Genomic DNA, 21,945 nt, shown 5'->3' on the forward strand with positions numbered 1-21,945 from the left:
TTGTTATTGTAGAGGAGCGGCTAGCTTCTGGCTCGGTTCATCGCCAACCAAACGGTTCGCGCTGTGAAGCTAACGCTTTTCTTTATTCAAATACCCAACCAACTTTAATCAAAGTCATTCTCGGAATCACATGCAAAATAACTTTAAATCCCTATTGTGGAACGCTGTTTTTGTTCTTGTTTTGCTATCAATTTGCGGTCTTGTCTATCTGTCAGGTAAGCGAATCGATTACAGCTGGAATTGGGAGCGTGTCCTTCCTTATATTGCCACTAACGCTGCTTCATCCATTACCGCGCCTGTCGATGGGAACATCATTCTCGACGAGAATAACCAACTGGCTCTGGAGAGTATTCATGGTGATATTGTTCTTGAACTAAGCCAATATAAGTCTGTGGACGTCTATGAAGGTGATCTTATTTTTGAAGGAGATACCTTAGCAACTATAAAAGAGTGGCGCTCTGGCCCAATTTTAGATGGTGTTGTGACGACCATTAAAATCTCACTCTGGTCACTTATCATTGCTCTAGCGTTAGGCTTAGTTGTTGGACTAATGCGCATATCCAGCAATCCGGCATTAAAAAAGCTGGCGCTTGTTTATGTCGAGGTCATTCGTGGAACGCCTCTTTTAGTACAGATTTTTATCGTTTACTTCTTTATTGGTACTGTGCTTGACCTTGAGCGTTTTACTGCGGGAGTGATAGCGCTCTCCGTGTTTACCGCCGCTTATGTCGCAGAAATTGTGCGGTCAGGAATCCACTCAATCCCAAGAGGACAAATGGAAGCGGCGCGTTCACTAGGAATGAATTATCCCAAAGCGATGATTTATGTCATTTTACCTCAAGCGTTTAAGCAGACATTACCTCCCTTAGCCGGGCAGTTTATCAACCTGATAAAAGATTCCTCACTTGTCTCCGTGATTTCGATTACTGATCTGACAAAAGCGGGCAGGGAAGTCGTAAGTGGTAGTTTTGCCCCATTTGAAGTTTGGTTTACCGTTGCGGCCCTTTATTTGCTTCTAACTAGTACCTTATCTTGGGCAATACAAACGTTAGAAAAGAAATTGGCAGCAAGTGATTAATGGTGGAGTCATTAATGGAATACATTATTTCAGCAAAAACAATTAATAAAATTTACCCTAATGGCTGCCATGCGCTCAAGGACGTATCGGTAAATGTAGAAAAAGGGGAAGTGATTGTCATCGTAGGACCGTCAGGTTCTGGTAAGTCAACATTCTTACGGACGATTAATCAATTAGAGACAATAAATAGTGGGTCTATAATCGTAGATGGTATCGATATGTACCACAAATCTACGGATATCAATAAACTACGCGCTGATGTGGGCATGGTATTTCAAGGCTTCAACCTTTTTCCACATAAAACGGCGATAGAGAATGTCATGTTAGCACCTTTAAAGGTTTCTAAACGTGCCCCTGAATCGGTGAAGAAAGAAGCAAAAGATTTGCTTTATAAAGTCGGTCTGTCGGAGAGAATGGATAATTATCCTAATCATTTATCAGGTGGACAGCAGCAGCGCGTCGCAATCGCTCGTGCGTTAGCAATGAAGCCCAACATTATGTTGTTTGATGAACCCACATCAGCACTAGACCCTGAAATGGTTGGAGAAGTTCTTGATGTGATGAAAGATTTGGCCAAGGACGGAATGACGATGGTAGTGGTTACTCATGAAATGGGTTTCGCAAAAGAGGTCGCTGATAGGGTGTTGTTTATGGAAGATGGTGAGCTTTTGGTTTCTGACTCTCCTGAGCGATTTTTTGATAACCCCACCAACCCTAGATTGCAGAAGTTTTTATCTAAAGTCTTATAATAAAAAGAAAATTTGATTGAGGGCGAGTCCCTCAATCATTTCATGCACTATTGTGGCTCGTAACGCTCGCCTCGCCGAGAGACATAGATAATGGGCTTTTACTCGAAGTTAATGGCGATAACATTAGCTTGGTCCGAATGAAAGGTCTGGTAAATACTAAAGTGTTTAATCAGCCACTAAGTCTTTGTTCACTTTAAACATAACAATTTCATTTTGAATTGATAAAAATTGTGTTTGAATAGAGCTTATGGATGTTTGGCGGTATGGATGTCTAAATGAAGAAAGTAACAATTTTAGATGGTGGCATGGGGCGAGAGTTGAAACGTATTGGCGCCCCTTTTTCTCAGCCGCTTTGGAGTGCACAAGCGCTAATTGAATCACCACAACATGTAAAAATGGCCCATGAGAATTTCATAGACGCTGGCGCAGAGATTATCACTGTTAACAGTTATGCATGTGTCCCATTTCACTTAGGCGAGGAACTCTATGCAAAACGGGGGACTGAGTTAGCAAAATCTGCAGCTAAAATTGCCAGAGATGTAGTCACCAGCTCTAACGATAGAGTGCTCGTTGCGGGCTCTCTTCCTCCTGTAATGGGGTCTTACAGGCCTGAATTATTCGAGCCGAAAAGGGCACTGGAAGTGGCTTCTGAGTTATTTGAAGCTCAAGATCAATATGTTGATATTTGGTTAGCTGAGACCGTGTCTAGCCTCGCTGAAGTTGAAGTTCTATCAATAATTTTAGCCAAAACAGATAAGCCCAATTATATTGCTTTCACCTTAATGGATGAGCCTAACTCTTTGCCTCGCCTTCGCTCAGGGGAATCTCTTAAAGTCGCGGTTAATACGCTGTTGAAAACAAATGTTTCAGGTATCTTTTTCAATTGCTCTATTCCTGAAGTTGTCGAGCAAGCGATCATAGATACACAAGCAGTATTGAGTGAGTCAGGTAGAGAATTGACGATAGGTGTTTTCGCAAATAGCTTTGCTCCGATAAAGCAAGCGCACCAAGCCAACGAGACCATTCAGGAAGTTCGTCATTTCTCTCCGACTGAATATCTTGAGTATGCTAAAAAGTGGCATGCGCAGGGAGCAAGCATTATTGGTGGTTGCTGTGGGATTGAACCACGTCATATTAAATTGCTAGCGACTTGGAGAGACACTCTCGAAAACGCCTAATTTTGGTGAAGCGCAGCGAAGTATGGCAAGAGGTTTTGTTTTTCATTCATCGTTATAGACAAAATAAAGGTCTTTCATATCTGGCAAAGTAACAAGATGCTTTAACTTGCTCATTACTTTGCCAGTTTGCCTCGAGATCTTTATTAATTATTTTTGGTTCAGATTAACGACAATCTTTCCAACTGTTCTCTGATTTCGCATGTCCAAGAGTGCGTTACCTACATCCTCTAAGCCGATGATCTTCAGTTTCGGTACTTCCAATTCTCCATTTTCTAATAGCTCAGACACTTCCTTTCCGGCATTAACGATACTTGCAAACCCTCTCTCGCCAAAGACATGACCAGAGCCCAAACTTATTTGGTGGAAGCCCAAGCCTTTTAAGAAGGCATCTGGATATTGAGAAGGGTCGACAGTCTTGACGAGCTCCACCATTTCTCCCTCAAAGGTTAACACCGAGGCTGCAATTCGGTCGTTATCACCGCCTACACAATCGAGTGCAACCTCAACGCCATGATTTCCGGTAATGTCCATTACTCGCTGAACTACATCTTCATGATGATAATCAATCATATGGGTTGCTCCTAACGAGGACAAATATGCGTGATTAGCTTCTGAACTAGTAGCAATGATCTGTTCAACACCAAATGTCTTTGCTAACTGAATAGCAAAGCTTCCAACGCCGCCAGCACCTCCGGCGATAAAAATGCTGCTTCGATTTGAAATATCGAGCTTGTCTACCAAAGCGCGATATGCGGTCCAGGCTGCGCAAGGTGTAGATGCTGCCACTTCAACCGGAACCTGAGGGTGCTTTATGAGCGTTCTTGAATCATGGATAGCAAATTCAGCGAATCCACCGTGATTGCGCCTCATGTTTCCGTGATACAACACTTTATCGCCAACCTTCCAATCAACGACCGCATCGCCTACAGAGACTATTTCTCCTGATACGTCTAACCCGCCAACAAAATTGTTATCCATGTTAGTGACCATGTCTGACCAATAATGAATTTTTGCATCGACAGGGTTCAAACCAACAGCGTTAACTTTAACCAATACATCAAATTGGGTTTCTAGTTTTGGTGTAGGTAATTCGGATAAAGAGAAAGTATCGTTATCTCGTTGGTAAGTTATCGCTCTCATAGGTTTTCCTTATTATTAAGAATGGTCGAAAGTCATACTAACTCAGAGGGTGCTGCTGCAATAATTATGGTTTTTTCTTATTTTGATAATTTTAGGTTATGTTTGATAAAAAGGATTCGAGATGCTCTGAAATTATCATCGACAACCAGTCTGCATAGCTAACGACATGTAACTTTATGATAAGTAATGACTAGTTTTATTATTCCATTTTTATGGAAATATTTTGTTGATCTTTTGTTTTATGATTCTATAATTCCAGAAATATCGAAATAAAGGCTTATCTATCAGGTAAGCTTGTTAGCGAAAAATGACGAGGAGAGTAAATGTGAATACAGAAATTATAACTATGGCTAAAGAAGCGCTGGATATGTTTGCGTTTCTAGCAACCGAACTTATCATCTTATTTCTGGCAATTAGCTACATTGTCGGTGTGTTGCAAGATTTTCTAACGCCAGAAAAAATTCAATCTATTCTAAGCTCGAAAAAGGGTAAAGGTTACTTCATTGCTGCGTTGCTAGGTTCGATTACGCCTTTCTGTTCGTGTTCGACCATTCCTTTCTTAAAAGGCTTGTTGCGTGCAAGAGCAGGTTTTGGACCTATGATGGTGTTCCTATTTGCAAGCCCGTTGCTTAACCCAGTGATTATTGGCTTGTTTGTGGTGACTTTTGGTTGGAAAGTTGCGGTATTTTACTTTGCTATCGCGATGTCAGTATCAGTGGTAGCAGGCTATGTACTTGAAAAACTAGGGTTTGAGCGTTACGTTAAACCAGAAGCATATCAAGCGGTAGGTTCTTCTTCGTGCGGTACTTCTTGTGGCGATTCAAGCAAGAAAAAAGAAGAAGCGAGACCAGCATCAAGCTGTAGTACCAGCGCCTGCAATGAACCTACGCCAGTTGCGGCGAAAACATCTTGTTGTGGTGATGCACCAAAACCTGAACCTAAAGTGGAAGTGTCCTGCTGTTCATCAGACGGTAGTGCAACAGCGACAGTCGTGGAAGAGAAAGAGCCTAGCCGCTGGGTACGTATTTGGCAATCAACTTGGAAAGACTTTAAGCAAGTGTTCCCTTATCTCATGATGGGGATTGCGATTGGTTCATTTATCTATGGCTTCATCCCGACGGAGTTCATTGCGGAGTTCGCTGGTGAAGCGAAGTGGTACGCGATTCCGGTCGCAGCAATCATTGGTATTCCATTGTACATCCGTGCAGAGGCGGTCATTCCACTTAGCGCGGCACTAGTACAAAAAGGTATGGCTCTTGGATCTGTTATGGCGCTTATTATTGGTAGTGCTGGCGCAAGTCTTACAGAAGTAATTTTGTTGAAATCAATTTTTAAGAACCAAATGATCGCTGCCTTCCTAATCGTTATCTTAACGATGGCCATGGGAGCGGGTTACTTATATAGCTGGGCTTTTTTATAAAAATAACCCTCGGGCGATTGCTCGAGGGCTCTGTTTTTGTCGCCATATAGGGAAAGGGAAGTTTCCTATACCGCGCAGACTATAAAAAAATAACGAGGTTACTCGTAAATACTATAGGAGAAATACTTGCTGGCGATGGTTTTATGCTTACCGCTCTGGATCAATTTTTGTATTCCGCTATCGAGTAATGCTTTTAATTCTTTGTCTTGTTTTCTCACTGCTACGCCAATGCCACGGCCGAACCACTTTTCCTCTGTAAACGCTGGTCCAGTAAAGTGATAGCCTTTACCTTGTGCAGTTTCAAGAAAACCAGCACTTAAACCGATTGAGCCGCCAAATACAGCATCTAACCGTCCATTGAGTAGATCGGTAAATGCCTCATCGAACGTACCATAACGACGAATATCAATATCTGGATACAAGGCAGAAAGGTACTTATCACCAATTGTGGCTCTTTGAACTCCAATAGATAAACGATTTAGGCTGCCGTCATCCATGTTGATTTCTCTATCATTTTTCATTACAAAACGAGTCGGTACTTTTGCATAAGGGACGGTGAAATCGACTTTCTTTTCTCGTTCTTCTGTGATTGTCATTGCAGCAATAATCGCATCGTTCTTGCGACTAAGGAGAGAAGGGATGATGCCATCCCAATCCATTTTTGAGATAACGCACTTTACTTCTAACTCTTTGCATAACGCGTTAGCGAGGTCGACTTCAAACCCTTCTAGCTTTCCCTCTTTTGTCGTCCAGCTAAATGGGGGGTAAGCCCCTTCAACAGTGAAGCGAATTTGTTTCCACTCTTTCGCATGGCTGAAAACTGAAAATAAGCTAATAAACAATACGACTATCCATTTCATAAACGTTTCCTTGTAACTATTTGGAAACCAATGTTTAACACAAAGTAAGCAAATATCAATGGAAGTGCATATATGTGTGACCTTTCGCCCGCATTGTGTGAGCGAAAGGTTTTGCGTGTATTACAGCTTATCTTCAATAGTTACGAGGGGAACTCTCGTTGAGACAGCGTGAAGTGCAATGTTGTGAATCATTTCATCGACCGTGGTACAGCTATCCATTAAGATCGAAACATCATACTTGTCCGCAGATTTTGAAATAGCAGTATGTGTCACGCAGTTTTGTGTCATCATTCCGCATACAAGTAACTCCGTTACATTTTTGCTTGCCAATACTTCTTCTAAACGTGTTCCTTCAAAGCTATCTGCGAAGTGCTTTACCACGATTTCGGAATTCGGCGCTAAAGCAAGAACTTCTGGGTGAATATTGGCACCGTCGCTGCCTTCATTGAAGAATGGGGCAATACCCATGGCAGGGTCGGCAATATGCTGAATATGAATCACAGGAATGTCTTGCTCATTGGCTTTAGTTATTGCTCTCTTAACATTGTCTAAAGTCGATTCTGTATTCCATAAAGGAAACTTTCCTTCCGGGAAATAGTCGTTTTGCAAATCAATTACAAGTAGGGCTTTTTGAGTCATTTTCTTTTCCTTTTATTCAGGATCATTGCGGTACGAATAATATAAAGACTTTTAGCCACCTTCTTTAGAGTCTAAAATGACACAAAAGAGTCAAAAAGCGACACTTGAAGATAATTGAAAATGAAAATAGCACTCGTTAATTACCCAGATAGCTCGCAAGCCTCCGTATATGGTTTAAGCGAACTCTTCGAGATGGCAAACCGTGCGGCGGCTAAATTGGGCGTTGATGTGCACTTTGAAGTAGAGATATTGGATCACTGGCCAAACACGCACTTCGATGTGAAAACAGCGGTAATGATTCCGCCTAGCGGCACTGGTCAATATTACTTAGAACCAGAGCCAGAGCTACTCGACTGGTTAAATGTCCAACATAGTAAAGGTGCGATTTTAGCCTCCGCCTGCGCTGGTACTTTTATTCTTGCTCAAACCCAGTTGTTGACCAATAAGTCTTGTACGACACACTGGGGCTTGGCTCCTTCATTAGCGAGTCAGTTTCCCGATATCCACGTAAGACAAGAAGCCATCCTTATTAACGAAGGAACGATCATTACGGCTGGGGGTATGATGTCATGGGTGGATTTAGGTTTGGAGCTGGTTTCCTTATTTGCGTCACCGGCAGTAATGCGCCTGTTAGGAAAAATGTTGGTTATTGATACTGGTCCGAGAGAGCAACGCTTTTATCAACAGTTTACTCCAAACTTCCAACATGGTGATGAGGTAATTGTTCAAATACAGCACTATATAAACGATCATTATCAAGGAAAACTGAGCAATAAAGAGCTTGCAGAGTTGAGTTGTTTAACAGAAAGGACATTGCAGCGACGCTTTAAAAAGGCGACAGGTTTCAATGTTAACCAATACATACAAAGCTTAAGAGTACAAAAAGCTTGTGATTTACTTGAGTCGACAACCCTAACATTTGACGCAATATCATTTAGAGTGGGTTACCAAGATGTGAGCGCGTTCAGGAAAATATTTAATAGAATCGTAGGTTTAACACCGAAGTCGTTCAGATCTCGGTTCTGTTCATGAACGCCAGAAGTAAGATAATGTTGGTATTAAACATTTATAACTCAGAAGCAAACACCGCATATTTTTACAAGCTGGCTTAGCGTGATGAAAAGGGATAACAAGCTAAGCCAACCGTAGCGCACTCCTAATTACTGAACATTTTGTAGAATGCTTAAAGGGTTCTCAAATTACAATGACTTGTATAGGTCGTTGTTAATCACAAAAGCTATGTGATTTCCAAAACCAGTTTCCCAATATGTTGCTTGCGTGAAAATACTTCTTGCGCTTGACCTATCTGGTTCAAGGGAAATGACTCCGCGACTAAGGGACGAATTGCGTTCTGTTCGATATAGCGAACCAAGTTACCGAATACTTCTGGTGCCAAAACGGTACAACCAAATAACGTTAGGTCTTTAAGGTAAAGAGTTCTTACATCCAGCTCGACAATTGGGCCGCCTATGGCGCCGGAAACAGCGTATCTTGATCCTGGCTTTAGTACCTGAAGAAATTGTGGCCACTGCTCTCCTGCGACCAAATCAATCACTACGTCAACGCTGTTTTCTCCGAGAGTCGCTGTTAAATTTGCATCGCGAGGGATAACTTGGTTTGCTCCTAATGCCGTGATCTGTTCTTTCTTTTCTGGGCTGGCGATAGCAATGACGTATGCTCCACGCGCCTTCGCCAGTTGGATTGCGGCAGAGCCAACACCGCCGGATGCCCCTGAAATCAGTACGGTATCGCTCGCTGTGACATTAGAGCGGACAAGCATGTTCTCGGCAGTTGAATAAGAACAAGGGAAGGAGGCCAAATCGATATCCGATAAACTACTATTCACAGCATATGCATGTTTACTGTCAACAACAGTGAACTGAGCAAAGCCACCATCACATTCTGAACCGAAGTACCAAGGCGAGCTAAGTGCTTGACTGTTGAAGCGCGTAATACATGGTTCGATGAGCACACGCTGACCGATTCGTGATGGGCAGATATTCTCACCAACAGCGACGATGGTACCGCATACATCGGCACCTTGGATTCGAGGGAGAGATAGCGCGTCTCCTGACCAACTTGCATCCATGCTATTGGCGTCATTTTTAGAATACCATGCTGTTCGGGTATTGATGTCGGTGTTATTGACTCCGGCGGCGGCAACTTGGATCAATACATCATCAGGCGAGGGGACTGGCACAGGTATATCATCGCGGTAACGAAGCATATCTGGCCCACCATGACCGATAAGTTGGACGCCTTTCATGACTTTCGGGATTGTGGTCATTGATTGTTCTCCTTCATTAGTTCTAGCAGAGTGTGTTCAGCGGATGCAAAGGCAGCGTGACCGAGAACCGGCCATGCGTTGGATAGACCTTCATGTAACAAGAAGAGTGTGGTTGCGAGGTCTTCTCGCTGACTTAGTTGGACCATAAGCTGACGAACCGCCAATTTGTGTTGTTTTACTGCTTGATTAATAGATAGATTTTCTGGATAGGCTGCTAATGCATTGATGGACATGCAGCCATTCGGTGCAAACTCCTTCATCCAATCCTCGAGGCGAGTGAATAGGTGTAATACAGCCGGTGTTCCATTGGCAGGGGCGTCTTCGAGCAAAAAACTCAAATACCTTTGATGGCGATGCTCGAGAGCTGCAACAATCATCGCTTCCTTGGAGGGGTAGTATTTGTACAGGGTTCTCAGGCTGACTTCGCAGGCGTTTTTGAGTTGGGGTACGCTAGGCTCGGCGAAGCCATACTGACTGAATGCTTTTTCTAGGCTTGCTGCGATTTTTTCTTTCACTATTTGATACACCAGGTAGAACGTTTGTTTTACCTAAGGGTAGAATAAACTTTCTACCTCAGTCAATGGTGTATTTAAACTCTGTATTGAAAGCCCGACGTAATGCCGGGCTAATTTAAGTGATTTTTATAGATTCGGAACGTGAATCAGTGTGCCGTTGCGTGCTGTTCTCCACGCTTGTCTAGCATTCCGCTGAAACGGGTTAGTAGTAGAGCACCTAATACTACGATCGCGCCAATCCAAGGTGTGTGCATCAGCCCAGCATTGGCCACGATAAGGCCACCGCCCCAAGAACCCAGTGCAATACCTACGTTAAATGCAGCAATGTTGAGACCAGAAGCGACGTCGACTGCATCAGGTGAATATTTCTCTGCTAGTTTGACAACATAAACTTGAAGTCCTGGAACGTTACCAAAGGCAAAGGCACCCCAGACAAGAATGGTCACTACTGCAGAAATTGGATTAAATGCTGTGACACTAAACACGAGCAATACCACAATTAGGCCCGAGAAAATCGCTGTCAGAGCTTTGATTGGCCCCATAGAGTCGGCCATCTTTCCGCCCCAGATGTTGCCGAATGCGACTGATACACCATAAACCAACATAATTAGGCTGATAGCGCTAGAGCCAAACCCCGAAACTTCTTCCAAAATAGGAGCCAAGTAAGTGAAGGCTGTGAACGTACCACCGTAACCGAGCGCGGTGATTGCGTACACCAAAAGTAGACGAGGTTGAGTCAAGACTTTTACTTGCGATGACAGCTTGGTTGCTGGTGGTTGTTTCAGATTACTCGGCACTAGCAGAGCGCTTCCTATCAGTGCGATGATTCCAAGGATCGCGACGATTAGGAAGGTTGCCTGCCAACCAAATGTTTGGCCAATCCAGGTGCCAAGTGGCACGCCCGTCACTAGAGCTACGGTCAGACCGGTAAACATAATAGCAATTGCGCTAGCGGCTTTTTCTTTTGACACTAGGCCAGTGGCGATAGTCGAGCCGATCGAAAAGAACACACCGTGTGCAAGCCCGGTCAGTATCCTTGCTGTGACTAGAGTGTTGTATCCAGGTGCTTGCCAGGCTAACAGATTGCCAAGAACAAACAGTGCCATAACAGAAAGCAGAACGTACTTTCTTTTCCAGTTACCAGTCAGCGCTGTTAAAACGGGAGCACCAACCGCGACACCAAGTGCGTACAGGCTAACTAAAAGACCCGCTGAAGGTAATGATACGTTGAGGTCGGAGGCCATAGTCGGTATCAGACCGACAATTACAAACTCCGTGGTTCCAATAGCAAAGGCGCTAAGCGTCAATGCAAGTAAAGCTAAAGGCATAACAACTCTCTCTTATAATCATTGAATATGAATGGATAAACGAATAGCCCGTTTCCATGCCGTGTATTATTAAAGAGTTATTCGTTGCGAAAAATGGTGTTTATTACAAAATACTTTTGCTATAAATGATGGAAATGCGCAATTAAGAAAGGGGATGAAATGTTAACCCGATCAGATGAATTAGAGATTCTTATGGCAGTTGTGGATAGTGGTGGATTTTCTTCCGCTGCTGATGCACTAGGTATTCAAGTCGCTAGGGTATCTCGTGCGGTTAGTAAAGTTGAATCACAGTTGGGGGTAACCTTGCTGAATCGCACGACACGCAGAGTGGAAGTTACTGAGGAAGGGCATCAGTTTGTTGAAGCGGTTCGCTTAGGTTTACTACAAATACAGCAAGCTGAAGAAGAGATCATCACACGAGGTGAATTACCCAAGGGGCGCTTAAGAGTTGATGCCGCTAGCCCATTTGTTTTACATCAACTCGTGCCGTTAATTCAGCCATTTAAAGAGGCTTATCCTGATATTCAACTCGATCTTACCTCTAATGAGGGTTTTGTGGATCTATTGGAAAAAAGAACCGATGTGGCAATACGTATTGGACGATTATCGGATTCAACACTGCATGCTAAACCTTTAGGAACAAGCCCACTATTTATCGTTGCCACGCCTGGTTATTTATCTAAACGAGGTTTCCCTGAAGCGGTGAGCGATTTGCGCAGTCATAACTTGATCGGTTTTTCTGGCGCTAAAGTGTTAAATCAGTGGCCATTACGAGGGTTTGAGATGATAGAGCCTGATATCCTATCCAGCAGTGGTGAAACGGTTAGACAGTTAGTGCTGGCAGGGAACGGCATTGCATGTTTATCTGGCTTTATGGTGAAAGATGATCTTGATTCTGGACGGTTAGTGGCATTGTTTGAATCGGAAAAAATCACAAATACTGGACGAGAACAGGTCAATGCTGTCTTCTACAAATCTTCTTCAGTCTCTAAACGTATTTCCGCGTTCATCGACTTTATTCAACCAAGACTTACTTTAAAATAACTCTATTATTGTTGTTTTAACAAAAGATTTTTGTCGTTATTGCAGCTTTTGTTTTTCCAAGTGCCAAGCCTAGCGTGCCACCCCTTAGTAAGGTGGCACATATTTTTATTTGATCTTAGTTAAAGCGTGGCAACACGTACTGAGCGATCTGTTCCATTGATTTCTCAATTGGTTGGCTATTACGACGGAAATGCAACCCGATGTGATTGACTCCTGCTTCTTGCATTTTTTCTAGCTCATCGCTCAAGCCATTGACTCCGGCCCGGATACCAAAGTGATGCCGAACGACTGGTGCATTTGGGTTATCGACTAAATCAAGATGAATAAAGCTGGCGTAGGGTTTGTTTCCCGCTACGGAGCGCCAAAGTACAACGCGGTGTTCATGATCATCAGGTGTGCCTGGGTAGGCGAGCCAGCCGTCTAGGTTTTCTCCTATCCATTGTGGACTTTGCTGCGCTAACCCTGCGACATAGATAGGAATATCAGCAAACTCGGGTAATAACTGTAGATCGTTACCCAGCTTATCATTTTGCGTATCTTTCAAAATCTCTACACTTTCTCGAAAAGCCGAGCCACGGCTGTCAAAGTTAGCGTTAAAAACGGGATATTCACTAGGACGGTCTCCACTAGCCACACCGAGTATCAGGCGGTCACCACTTAACTCGTTGATGGTCGCAGCGGCTTTTTTCACTAGCCAAGGTTGTCTTAACGGTAATACTATCGCTGCTGTCCCTAGTAGAATGTTGTCGGTGCACGCAGAGAGATAGCCAAGATAACTGAACGGTTCATAAATTTGTGCCGCGTCTCCAAAGTTAGGGTCGTACAACGGGACATCTCTCACCCACGCTACGTTAAAGCCTAACTTATCGGCTAACATAATACGCTGTTTATGTGCACTCATGTCTGGTACGCCGAACGGTTTTCGTTGGAGCAGGCGTTTTTTCTGGCCTTCTTGGGTCCAGTCATTATCTAGGGGGAGCTCAACCCCGATGGTGAATCTGTTACTTAAATCTTTATGCATTATGAATCCTGACTATTACTGTGAGTACTAGGAGGCAAGGTGCCTCCCTGATATTCAGGACACTATGAGATTTTTGTTGTGAGAAAAAGCGGCAAAAAGACAAAAGTGTTTTGCCACAAACAGCGGTGGTCTTTAAAGGAACTGGTGGTTCTCTACCTTGATTTCTTGCTTGATGAAGTCAATAAAAGAGCTGATCCGGCGTGAGGTACTGGCATTTTTGTAATACACCGCATGAACGGGCTGTTCGACATTATGCGTGTGTTCACTAAGCACGCCCACTAAGCGACCAGCTTGTCGGTCAGAGTAGGTCATAAAGTCAGACAGGCAAGCTATCCCCGCACCATGTAAGGCTAAACACCTTAGCGTCTCGCCATTATCAGATCTTAGGCTACTCATAATACGCAGAAGTTTGTTCTTATCATCCATGATCGGCCATTCCTTAAGATACTCCGGCTTGTTGAATCCAAGTAGCTTGTGATTGAGTAACTGATCTATTGAGGTTGGAGTACCATGTTGTCTTAAATACTCTGGACTCGCGACGATTCGAATCCGACTTTTACCAAGAAATATCGCGCGCATGGTTGAGTTTTGTAGCTCACCGATACGAAAAGCAATATCGGTTTTTGTTCCCAAAAGGCTAATATTTTCCTCATTGGAATTGAGATCGATTTCGACTTCTGGATACAAGCTCTGATATTTAGCAATGTGCGGCGTTAGTACGTGCAGTAAGAAGGGGGTAGCTGCGTTTATTCGTAGGAGGCCAGAGGGCTTATATTTCTGGCTTTTCAGTTGTGCTTCGGCATTCTCTACTGCTTCTACAATATGTCTGACTTTATCGAGGTATATCGTTCCTTCATTAGTAACATCTAACTTACGGGTTGTGCGATTTAACAAAGTCGTTTCGAGTTTGGCTTCTAGCCGAGATACCGATCGACTCACCGCCGAGACGGTCATCGATAACAGTTCAGCCGCAGAGCTGATTGAACCCGTATCGACCACGGCCATAAAGGTGCGCATTTCATCTAGAGTAGCTTTCATTGTTGAATATATTTCAAATTAGATTTGAGTATTGTTAACTTTACGGAAAGTTTCTTGCGGCGTAAAGTTTTGCTTCGAATCAACTATAAAATCGATAATTCAGGAGATTTAGATGAAAGTACCATCATTTGGCGTCGGCACGTTTCGTTTAGAGGGTGAAGTAGTTAAGGATTCAGTCCGTAATGCGTTAGAAGTGGGTTACCGCGTAATTGATACTGCACAGATTTACGGTAATGAGGCAGAAATCGGTGAAGTATTGACACAGTCCGGTATTGCACGTGATGAGCTATTCATTACGACCAAGATCTGGGTTGATAACATGAACACGGAACAACTCATTCCAAGTCTAAAAGAGAGCTTAGAAAAGCTAAATACAGATTATGTGGATTTGACCTTGATCCACTGGCCTGGCAATAACAATAACTTGAGCGAATACATGGCTTCATTACTTGAAGCTAAATCGCAAGGGTTAACCCGTAATATTGGCGTCTCCAACTTTAATATTGACTTGTTGCAACAAGCGATAGAAGTGGTCGGTAAAGAGAATATTGTTACTAACCAAATCGAGCTTAGCCCTTATTTGCAAAATCGTAAGTTGGTCAGCTTCATGCAGGAAAACGATATTCAGGTAACGTCTTACATGACCTTGGCATATGGGAAAGTACTTGGGGACCCAACTATTGCAGGTATTGCTGAGGACTATCAGGCCACGCCAGCTCAAGTCGCGCTTGCTTGGGCGCTGTCAAAAGGTTACGCGGTGATCCCGTCTTCAACTAAACGAGAGAATTTGGCAAGTAACCTGAAAGCACTTGAACTTAATCTGAGTGAAGAGGCGATTGCTAAGATAGATGCGTTGGAAAGAAATGGCCGCGAAGTAAACCCTGAAGGGCTAGCGCCTGAGTGGGATGATTGAGTGAGTTTCACGGGAAATCATTGCCTAAATGACACCTCTGCAATCGCTGACTTCCTCAGCGTTTGACGGTAGTACAACACCATAGACGATAACGGCTCGCTTGTCTGACGATAGTGCGAGCTTTTATCTTTTTGGCCTATTAGTTTACTGTATTCTCCCGGCCTTCAATTTGGCCGGGAGACGTCATTTAGAGATCAGTTACCATTCGATTGTAGAGCCATCAAATACGCGGAAGCTTCCGGATAGCTCAAGTGTTAGTTGTTCTGCGACCGAAACAATGCCTGCAACACTTTCCTCGGCAGAAAAGGTTGCGTCCTCACCGCCCATATCGGTTTTTACCCAGCCGGGATGAACTGCGACAGTTTTTACTCCTTGCGATTCGAGATTGCGTGCTGCTGATACTAGAACCTGATTAAGCGCTGCTTTAGATGCTCGATAACTGTACATGTTACCTGAACTGTTATCGCTTAAACTCGCAACTCGGGTTGAGATTCCCACGATGGTTTTGTGCTGACTTTTCGCAACGTTGTCTTGTAGTGCTTGAATTAGCAGGGCAGGTGCGACGGTATTTATGTTTAGTACTTCTAGCCATTTTTTCTGGGTCATTTCGCCAAGCGTTGCACACTCTTCGCCTAATACACCTGCATTCAGAATTAAATGATCGAGCGGACGATCCGCTAATCGAGTGGCTAACTGATCGATATCTTGTTGGTTAGTGACGTCTAGAGCCATCAGTTGAAGTTGATTAGATTGGGTTACTAGTTCATTGAGCTGCTTAGCATTTTCTGGTGAACGACAAGTTGCGATAACTTGCCAACCTTTTCCAAGGTAGTGGCGGACAAATTGCAAGCCTAAGCCACGGTTAGCGCCAGTGATTAATACAGTAGACATCGCTTCTCCTACGTTGTTGAGTTGAACAACGACCATATTAGAGGCGACGTATAAGCATGTAATCAAAACAGTATAAAAATGGCCTAGGATTCGACACTGTCAAATCTTAAAGTTTGAGAAAGATGCTGGCAAAGTGTTTTAGCCTAGTGACCGTCAGTTCGGAGGCAGCACCGCTGACACCCGCAACAGCAACGACCTTACCATCCAAGTAAAGGGGGATCGCTAAGCAATTGAGGTTTGGCTCTGCCTCTTCTAAATCGAGTGCGTAACCTGATAATACAACCTGATTAAGTTCAGTTTCTAACGTGGGGGATATTTGGCTTTCAAGGCGCAATGTTCGACGAAGCTCATCATCAAAACTAATAAAAACTTTGCCGATCGCAGATGTTGTGAGTCCTTCTCGTTTCCCTCTCGGGCTGCGGATAGTAAGAGGGTTATCCTGCTCTATAGCATCGATATACAAGTACTCTTTAGCGCCACTTTGTACAGCGAGGTAAGCTGTGTTGTTAGTCATTTGGGCCATTTTTTTCAGCAATGGAACAAAATGTTGTCGGATAGCTTCGTTTTTTTGTTCAATCGGCTTAGACAGTTCATAGCATCTAAACCCTAGGCTGTAGCTATGGTTGTGTTTGGATACATATCCAAGAGAGTGTAGAGTCGCAAGTAACCCGTGAACAGTCGTCTTATTTAACTGGATCGCATTACTGATCGTCTGTAATGATAGGGGAGACTCACTCATCGAGAGCAACTCGAGGATTAGAAAACCTCGCTCTAGAGACTGAATGTTTTTTCTTGCCTTGGGCACAAAGACTCCTTGATGATGGTGTTGCATCTGAATGGCTTACTGATGCTTCCACCTATAACAAACCACTACGCTGGTGGTTTGGCTTTATTAGAGAATATACTCAGCACTTAAACTGATCGGCTCGTTGTATGCGTCCACAAGAGAGTTTTTTCCTTGCTTCTTAGCATTGTATAACGCTTGGTCTAATATCGAATAGAGCTCATCAAAGTTGGTGAGTGGCATTGAGGTTGATAGATAGGCCAGACTCGCAGATATATTCAATTGATGGTTATTAATCGAATGTACACTCTTTTCTGAAATTGTTTTATGCAGACTTTGTATTCTAAAGGGAACGTCAATCTCATCGACGTTTTTCAATAGCAAGATAAACTCTTCTCCACCTAAACGCCCCAAGTACTCTCCCTTATTAAGTTTAGCTTTAAGCGCTTTGCAAACCTGTTGTAGTACTAAGTCGCCAGTTGGATGACCATACTGATCATTAATCGCCTTAAAGTCATCTAGATCGATTAATGCTAGAACGTAGCGGAAGTCTCCTTCCGCTTTGGAGGTTTGGCTTTTAATCGTCTCTATAATTGCCGCTCTGTTTAATGCACACGTTAAGCTGTCTATTTTGGCTTTTAAGCGTGTTTGTCGCTGAATCATCAATGCCAGAGCGAGGAGAAGCAATAAACAGAAAACAACAAAATTATAAGTGCGTTGTTGGTCTGTGAGTTTTTCAAACTGATACTGACTTAGAAGAGTTTCGTTGTTCAACTGCGCGACTTGTAGATCATATTCATACTCTTTTTTAGTGAGATCTAGTGCCTCTAACGCCTTGATATTACTCGCGTCTCGGTTCGTTAGTTCAATCGTCGAGTAGGCCTTGTGATGCTCCAGCGCCTTTTTGTAATCATTTTGAGCTTGGTATGCTTTTGAGAGGAGTAATTGGGCTTGCGCTTGCAATAAGGGCCTAGCGTTTTTTACCGCTAATCTTAACGCAATTGTACCGTGTTCAATCGACTTTTCGGGTGTATGGTTCTTTAAATATGCCAATCCAGCAGCCAAATGACCCTCTGTTTCAAGGTGCGTATTCTCATAAGTTTGGGCAATGTTTAATGCTCTTCCAATGTAATCTACCGCGGTATCCAATTGCCCAGAATCGGCCAAAGCAGCAGATAACCCTAAATAGGTCAACCCTTGCCCGTATGGATAATGAAGTTGTTCGAGAATCGTTAATGCATTTTTGTAGTGGCTGATGGACTTATCGAGTTCTTTGGATTTTCTGTACATCGCTCCTAGACTATGTTCGACTTGCGCAACTTCAAGAGGTGTCCCTTCATCTTGGCGAACCAGTAAGGCTTGAATGAGATATTGCTCTGATTGTTCAAATTGCCCCAGCTCTGCAAGTAAATTGCCGACGTCATTGTAAATCCCTGAAGGATCGCTTTGCGTCGACATGTTGGCCATCAACTGTCGATACAAACTTAAGGCTTTTTCATAGTCACCGCGGTAATTGTAGTTATTTGCTACCACGCGCAAAGCAAGATCAACAGGGAAGTTTTCTTGATGCTTATGATTTAAGTGGCTCTCTAAGGATGAGCAATAAAAGTTTGCTTTGTGATAACGACCTTGTTGATTCAGCGTATAACAAAGTTGATAGTTCATCAGAGCCTTGCCTTCGGAATCGGATATTTTCTTCATTGTCTGTCGCAAAGAAGAAAAGCTATCTACTGAGGCCTCGTAACTACCATGCTTACGTTCATTTAAGGCAAGAATATATTCTGATTCTAATTGAGAAAAATGGTTGTCTAAGACTTGACTGCTGCCGTAGTAAGGCTGATTTATGTTTGACATATATTCGTAAATCAATCCACTTACGTAGAGCTTTTCGCTGTCCGATTTCGCTGTATGGTAGCGATCTTGAAGCATGCTCAATGCCGACTCAGGGTTGCTTCGTAGTGTGGTTTGGTAGACAGAGTGCCACTGTGTGATATTTTGGTTTGGTTCAATATCTTGAGTGTCGCTTGCATATACTGGAGTGAGCAAAAGTGACGCAAGCAAGGGATAGAGCACGCGCATGTTTAAACGAGCCTTTAATTTAAGGTGCCTTTAAAGTTGAGTTATCATAGCGCTTTTAACGCATCAGCGTTGTGATTAAGTTGGGTGTACTAAGAAAAAGAGTAGTAAAACTATGCACTTGGTCGAGATATTGAAAGAAGAGGCATAAAAAAGAAAGACCTCAACATAAAGTTGAGGTCAGAAATCTTTAATCAATGTAAAGCTTTGCTAGATCTTGAGGCTCCATTTCTTTGCCTTCTAACTGATCGTTCCAGTTAGTTCCAACAAGAACACCATCTTCAGCAAGAGTCAAAAGCCAATCTTCAACAAAGATATCTAATGGGATTTCTAGTACAGTAAAATCTGACCATTCTTCAACATTATGTGCTTCTGCATCTTCTTTAGAAGACCAGAAAGGCATGACTTCGCTGTTTTCGAATTCAGTTGAATCGCAAGATAGCCAACCTTCTTCATTGCGTAAACCCCAAACCAATTGGTTTTCTTTCGTTTCTGCAACAAAAAGGTCAAGGTTCGCTTGGATATCTGATGTAAGTTTGCTCATTTCAAAACTCTCGTTGTTATGACGTGGCTAGAGTAACACTAAAGTGCCGATTCCTAAAGCATAATACGGTTGTCGAAATGAGTAAAAATAAAGGAGCCGAAGCTCCTTTTCTGAGGTTAAGTATTCACTCGTTTTTGTTTGCTTTGTGCTTGCAGAGCAAACAAAAACAGGTACTTTACCTTTCTGGAAGAGTTGTGAATATTGTCCACTCTCTTTTTATCTCGCCTTTGTAACCAACGACTGATGCGGTTACTCGACGATTTAAAGCATGGCTGACTTCATCGGTCCCTTGTTGTGCTAAGTGAGTGTCACCAAAACCAACAATGCGGACTCTACTCGGTTCGATGTCGTAGCTTAGTAGGGCTTCACGGACATTGCGTGCTCGTCTTTCAGAAAGATCTTGGTTATGCTTTGAACCGCCAACTTTACTAGCATAGCCGTGCAGCTCTATCGAAGTAGTAGGGTACTCTTTTAAAAAGTCGGAAAGCTCTCGGACTTGTCTTCTGAAGACTGGATTGATCTCATCAGAGTCGTTAGCAAAAAGTATCCGCACTTGCATGTTATCTGATGCTTTAATGTATTCTCCACAACCGTCGTTGTCGACCTCTGAGCCTTCAGGTGTACCTGGGCACATATCTCGAGCATTGATGACACCATCGTTATCGTCATCTTGCAAATCTGCTATTTGTTCTGCATTTGGTACAGGACGATACTCATATTCGTCTTCAGCAACAACGTGTTGAGTGATGGCGAGCATACCCAATGCAAATAGAATCTTCACTGGTTTCATGATCAGTACTCCACCTTTTCATTCCATTCTGTAGGTACATCGACACGCAAGGCATTTAACAATTGGCCAGTCGCGTTCATAACGCGGTACTTGGCGTACTGCTCTGAGTATCGAGCATCTAAGTAGTTCTTTCTCGCTTCGAAAAGTTCGTTTTCAGTATTTAACAAGTCCAGCAGAGTGCGTTTTCCAATGCGATACTGCTTTTCGTAGGCGATGACAGTTTCAGAGGCCGAATCTACGTGATCCGCTAGGAACTCTTTTTGTTGAAGTGTTAAATCTAACGCACTCCAAGATAGACGAAGACCTTCTTCTACATGGCGGTATGCACGTTCTCTTAGGTCTTTTGCTTTATTTAGTTGGTAGGCAAAACTTTCAGCGTTGGCTACGTCACTACCACCGTTAAAGAGGTTGTAACGCATACGTAACATTGCTGTTGTCTCTTCGCTGCTTCCTTCGATACCGCTTGCATCATCACGCCATGTTTGAGCCGCTTCTACCGATATCGTTGGGTAGTAAGTTCCCTTAGATTGCTTGTATTGGAACTTTGCAGAGTCCACATCAGCTACCGAAATTTTGATTACTGGATGTGACTCGAATGCCAAGTCAATCGCTTCATCGATGGTGTAGGGAATAAAGTTTTGGTCCGCTCTTGGGAAAATCAATCCTTGTGGTGACTGTCCGACAAGGCGTGTAAAGGTGGTGTGGCTGTCATATAAGTTGTTCTGAGCTGCCACCAAGTTACCGTGAGCCTTTGCTAAACGAGCCTCTACCTGGGTTAGGTCTGCTGTAGAACCGATACCTGAGTTAACTCGCTTTTTAATGTCTTCATAGATCTTCTTATGCACTTTCAAGTTATTCTCGGAAAGTGTCAGAATTTCATAAGCTTTTACTGAGTCTAAATAAACTTTCGCGACCTCTAAAGCGGTGTCTTGGGCATCAGCTAGAAGTTGATAACGGACCGATTCAGCATCAGCTGCTGTTCGATCCATATCATTAAGTGTCGCTGAGCCATCCCATATTAGCTGGGTTAGTGTCACGGTGGCTTCTTTTCTTGTCAGATCGGTTGAATCTCGCCCTGACTCTGCAGGTTTGATTCCTTCGTAACCGATACCGGCATCTAAGTCTACGGATGGGAGGTAAGCACCACCAGATGCTTCATTCACATACTGCCTGCTAACGAATTCATTGAACGCACTTTTGATGTCAGGATTGGTTTTTAATGTGTTTTCAACCGCTTGCTCTAGCGTTTGCCCAAAAGCATGACTAGCGGTGAACATACCAATACAAAAGGCGTTGGCACGAGTCCACTTCACTGTGATTCTCCTAGATAATGGTAAAAATTCTCGAGGTGATAGGGCTTATAAGTGGAATACTTATAAGGGCGTCAATAATTTAGCGCACAATAACATTAATATGCGATGAAGTAACCTGTTGATTCGCTGTTCATTTGTTTCAATTTTGATAAATCAACCTACTAAATCTGCCTAAAAATTGAATTAAGATCTCAAATTAAACATGGAGGTAATGGCTAGAAACGAGAGTCCAGATTTTAATAAAATAAAACACTTATGCATCTGGATTCTTATTGATGTATGACACATAATTACTTTATTGAGCATCAAATTGCTGTTATTGCACTATATATTCGGG

Annotated in this window: 21 protein-coding genes; 7 read left to right on the forward strand and 14 right to left on the reverse strand. The window is 43.1% G+C overall.

Annotation, left to right across the window (positions count from 1 at the left end; all coding sequences use genetic code 11):
* Positions 1-130 precede the first annotated feature (130 nt).
* From R8N49_RS13720 to R8N49_RS13730, 3 genes are all read left to right on the forward strand, one after another.
* Positions 131-1,078, forward strand: a complete 948-nt coding sequence (locus tag R8N49_RS13720; RefSeq protein WP_213896133.1) for an amino acid ABC transporter permease — start codon at positions 131-133, stop codon at positions 1,076-1,078.
* Positions 1,079-1,092: 14 nt separating this feature from the next.
* Positions 1,093-1,827, forward strand: coding sequence for an amino acid ABC transporter ATP-binding protein (locus R8N49_RS13725; RefSeq protein ID WP_086047138.1), 735 nt, complete (start codon positions 1,093-1,095; stop codon positions 1,825-1,827).
* Positions 1,828-2,102: 275 nt separating this feature from the next.
* Entirely contained in the window at positions 2,103-3,005 is a 903-nt protein-coding gene (locus R8N49_RS13730) for a homocysteine S-methyltransferase family protein (RefSeq protein WP_053304412.1), read from the forward strand.
* A 147-nt stretch (positions 3,006-3,152) separates the two neighbouring features.
* Here R8N49_RS13730 and R8N49_RS13735 read toward each other — a convergent pair whose 3' ends face one another.
* On the reverse strand, positions 3,153-4,145 hold the full coding sequence (locus tag R8N49_RS13735; protein WP_206954749.1) for a zinc-binding dehydrogenase: 993 nt from the start codon (positions 4,143-4,145) through the stop codon (positions 3,153-3,155).
* 346 nt (positions 4,146-4,491) lie between these two features.
* Between R8N49_RS13735 and R8N49_RS13740 the strand changes: the two genes are divergently transcribed.
* A complete protein-coding gene (locus R8N49_RS13740) occupies positions 4,492-5,565 on the forward strand; it encodes a permease (protein WP_242542090.1) in 1,074 nt (357 codons plus the stop codon).
* Positions 5,566-5,663: 98 nt separating this feature from the next.
* Here the strand turns inward: R8N49_RS13740 and R8N49_RS13745 are convergent, their stop codons facing one another.
* Positions 5,664-6,425 (reverse strand): transporter substrate-binding domain-containing protein, encoded by a 762-nt coding sequence (locus R8N49_RS13745; RefSeq protein WP_086046774.1) that lies wholly within the window; start codon positions 6,423-6,425, stop codon positions 5,664-5,666.
* A gap of 120 nt (positions 6,426-6,545) precedes the next feature.
* Complete coding sequence (locus R8N49_RS13750; protein WP_033906138.1) at positions 6,546-7,064, reverse strand: cysteine hydrolase family protein; 519 nt, start codon at positions 7,062-7,064, stop codon at positions 6,546-6,548.
* Positions 7,065-7,184: 120 nt separating this feature from the next.
* Between R8N49_RS13750 and R8N49_RS13755 the strand changes: the two genes are divergently transcribed.
* On the forward strand, positions 7,185-8,096 hold the full coding sequence (locus R8N49_RS13755; RefSeq protein WP_258489139.1) for a GlxA family transcriptional regulator: 912 nt from the start codon (positions 7,185-7,187) through the stop codon (positions 8,094-8,096).
* 205 nt (positions 8,097-8,301) lie between these two features.
* On the opposite strand, the gene R8N49_RS13760 is transcribed toward R8N49_RS13755, so the two are convergent.
* The 3 genes from R8N49_RS13760 to R8N49_RS13770 all read right to left on the reverse strand — a co-directional run bounded on the left by R8N49_RS13760 (position 8,302) and on the right by R8N49_RS13770 (position 11,194).
* Positions 8,302-9,351: an alcohol dehydrogenase family protein gene (locus tag R8N49_RS13760; protein WP_258489141.1), complete on the reverse strand. Its 1,050-nt coding sequence runs from the start codon at positions 9,349-9,351 to the stop codon at positions 8,302-8,304.
* On the reverse strand, positions 9,348-9,869 hold the full coding sequence (locus R8N49_RS13765) for a TetR/AcrR family transcriptional regulator (RefSeq protein WP_031777252.1): 522 nt from the start codon (positions 9,867-9,869) through the stop codon (positions 9,348-9,350). Before R8N49_RS13765 ends, R8N49_RS13760 begins: the two co-directional genes overlap by 4 nt.
* A gap of 143 nt (positions 9,870-10,012) precedes the next feature.
* Positions 10,013-11,194 (reverse strand): MFS transporter, encoded by a 1,182-nt coding sequence (locus R8N49_RS13770; protein WP_017635963.1) that lies wholly within the window; start codon positions 11,192-11,194, stop codon positions 10,013-10,015.
* A gap of 159 nt (positions 11,195-11,353) precedes the next feature.
* On the opposite strand from R8N49_RS13770, the gene R8N49_RS13775 reads away from it, so the two are divergent.
* Positions 11,354-12,238 (forward strand): LysR family transcriptional regulator, encoded by an 885-nt coding sequence (locus R8N49_RS13775; RefSeq protein ID WP_005377338.1) that lies wholly within the window; start codon positions 11,354-11,356, stop codon positions 12,236-12,238.
* Between the two features lie 115 nt (positions 12,239-12,353).
* On the opposite strand, the gene R8N49_RS13780 is transcribed toward R8N49_RS13775, so the two are convergent.
* Positions 12,354-13,259: a TIGR03571 family LLM class oxidoreductase gene (locus tag R8N49_RS13780; protein ID WP_047102674.1), complete on the reverse strand. Its 906-nt coding sequence runs from the start codon at positions 13,257-13,259 to the stop codon at positions 12,354-12,356.
* A gap of 132 nt (positions 13,260-13,391) precedes the next feature.
* Complete coding sequence (locus R8N49_RS13785) at positions 13,392-14,297, reverse strand: LysR family transcriptional regulator (RefSeq protein WP_005377343.1); 906 nt, start codon at positions 14,295-14,297, stop codon at positions 13,392-13,394.
* Between the two features lie 112 nt (positions 14,298-14,409).
* Here R8N49_RS13785 and dkgB point away from each other — a divergent pair, with 112 nt between their 5' ends.
* Entirely contained in the window at positions 14,410-15,210 is an 801-nt protein-coding gene (gene dkgB, locus R8N49_RS13790; RefSeq protein ID WP_047102673.1) for a 2,5-didehydrogluconate reductase DkgB, read from the forward strand.
* Positions 15,211-15,408: 198 nt separating this feature from the next.
* Here dkgB and R8N49_RS13795 read toward each other — a convergent pair whose 3' ends face one another.
* The 6 genes from R8N49_RS13795 to R8N49_RS13820 all read right to left on the reverse strand — a co-directional run bounded on the left by R8N49_RS13795 (position 15,409) and on the right by R8N49_RS13820 (position 21,608).
* Positions 15,409-16,101, reverse strand: coding sequence for an SDR family oxidoreductase (locus R8N49_RS13795; protein WP_258469884.1), 693 nt, complete (start codon positions 16,099-16,101; stop codon positions 15,409-15,411).
* A gap of 106 nt (positions 16,102-16,207) precedes the next feature.
* On the reverse strand, positions 16,208-16,906 hold the full coding sequence (locus R8N49_RS13800; RefSeq protein WP_053307051.1) for an IclR family transcriptional regulator: 699 nt from the start codon (positions 16,904-16,906) through the stop codon (positions 16,208-16,210).
* An 87-nt stretch (positions 16,907-16,993) separates the two neighbouring features.
* Complete coding sequence (locus R8N49_RS13805) at positions 16,994-18,964, reverse strand: diguanylate cyclase (RefSeq protein ID WP_258489142.1); 1,971 nt, start codon at positions 18,962-18,964, stop codon at positions 16,994-16,996.
* Positions 18,965-19,151: 187 nt separating this feature from the next.
* Entirely contained in the window at positions 19,152-19,505 is a 354-nt protein-coding gene (locus R8N49_RS13810; RefSeq protein WP_053304422.1) for a DUF2750 domain-containing protein, read from the reverse strand.
* Between the two features lie 175 nt (positions 19,506-19,680).
* On the reverse strand, positions 19,681-20,295 hold the full coding sequence (locus R8N49_RS13815; RefSeq protein WP_005377354.1) for an OmpA family protein: 615 nt from the start codon (positions 20,293-20,295) through the stop codon (positions 19,681-19,683).
* Between the two features lie 2 nt (positions 20,296-20,297).
* On the reverse strand, positions 20,298-21,608 hold the full coding sequence (locus R8N49_RS13820) for a TolC family outer membrane protein (protein WP_318190005.1): 1,311 nt from the start codon (positions 21,606-21,608) through the stop codon (positions 20,298-20,300).
* Positions 21,609-21,945 lie beyond the last annotated feature (337 nt).

Source organism: Vibrio sp. 1978 (assembly GCF_033344345.1).

Bases quoted from the DNA above. Each gene is read 5' to 3' on its own strand.
- R8N49_RS13720 (WP_213896133.1), top strand. From the start codon at position 131: ATGCAAAATAACTTTAAATCCCTATTGTGGAACGCTGTTTTTGTTCTT.
- R8N49_RS13725 (WP_086047138.1), top strand. From the start codon at position 1,093: ATGGAATACATTATTTCAGCAAAAACAATTAATAAAATTTACCCTAAT.
- R8N49_RS13730 (WP_053304412.1), top strand. From the start codon at position 2,103: ATGAAGAAAGTAACAATTTTAGATGGTGGCATGGGGCGAGAGTTGAAA.
- R8N49_RS13735 (WP_206954749.1), bottom strand. From the start codon at position 4,145: ATGAGAGCGATAACTTACCAACGAGATAACGATACTTTCTCTTTATCC.
- R8N49_RS13740 (WP_242542090.1), top strand. From the start codon at position 4,492: ATGGCTAAAGAAGCGCTGGATATGTTTGCGTTTCTAGCAACCGAACTT.
- R8N49_RS13745 (WP_086046774.1), bottom strand. From the start codon at position 6,425: ATGAAATGGATAGTCGTATTGTTTATTAGCTTATTTTCAGTTTTCAGC.
- R8N49_RS13750 (WP_033906138.1), bottom strand. From the start codon at position 7,064: ATGACTCAAAAAGCCCTACTTGTAATTGATTTGCAAAACGACTATTTC.
- R8N49_RS13755 (WP_258489139.1), top strand. From the start codon at position 7,185: ATGAAAATAGCACTCGTTAATTACCCAGATAGCTCGCAAGCCTCCGTA.
- R8N49_RS13760 (WP_258489141.1), bottom strand. From the start codon at position 9,351: ATGACCACAATCCCGAAAGTCATGAAAGGCGTCCAACTTATCGGTCAT.
- R8N49_RS13770 (WP_017635963.1), bottom strand. From the start codon at position 11,194: ATGCCTTTAGCTTTACTTGCATTGACGCTTAGCGCCTTTGCTATTGGA.
- R8N49_RS13775 (WP_005377338.1), top strand. From the start codon at position 11,354: ATGTTAACCCGATCAGATGAATTAGAGATTCTTATGGCAGTTGTGGAT.
- R8N49_RS13780 (WP_047102674.1), bottom strand. From the start codon at position 13,259: ATGCATAAAGATTTAAGTAACAGATTCACCATCGGGGTTGAGCTCCCC.
- R8N49_RS13785 (WP_005377343.1), bottom strand. From the start codon at position 14,297: ATGAAAGCTACTCTAGATGAAATGCGCACCTTTATGGCCGTGGTCGAT.
- dkgB (WP_047102673.1), top strand. From the start codon at position 14,410: ATGAAAGTACCATCATTTGGCGTCGGCACGTTTCGTTTAGAGGGTGAA.
- R8N49_RS13795 (WP_258469884.1), bottom strand. From the start codon at position 16,101: ATGTCTACTGTATTAATCACTGGCGCTAACCGTGGCTTAGGCTTGCAA.
- R8N49_RS13805 (WP_258489142.1), bottom strand. From the start codon at position 18,964: ATGCGCGTGCTCTATCCCTTGCTTGCGTCACTTTTGCTCACTCCAGTA.
- R8N49_RS13810 (WP_053304422.1), bottom strand. From the start codon at position 19,505: ATGAGCAAACTTACATCAGATATCCAAGCGAACCTTGACCTTTTTGTT.
- R8N49_RS13815 (WP_005377354.1), bottom strand. From the start codon at position 20,295: ATGAAACCAGTGAAGATTCTATTTGCATTGGGTATGCTCGCCATCACT.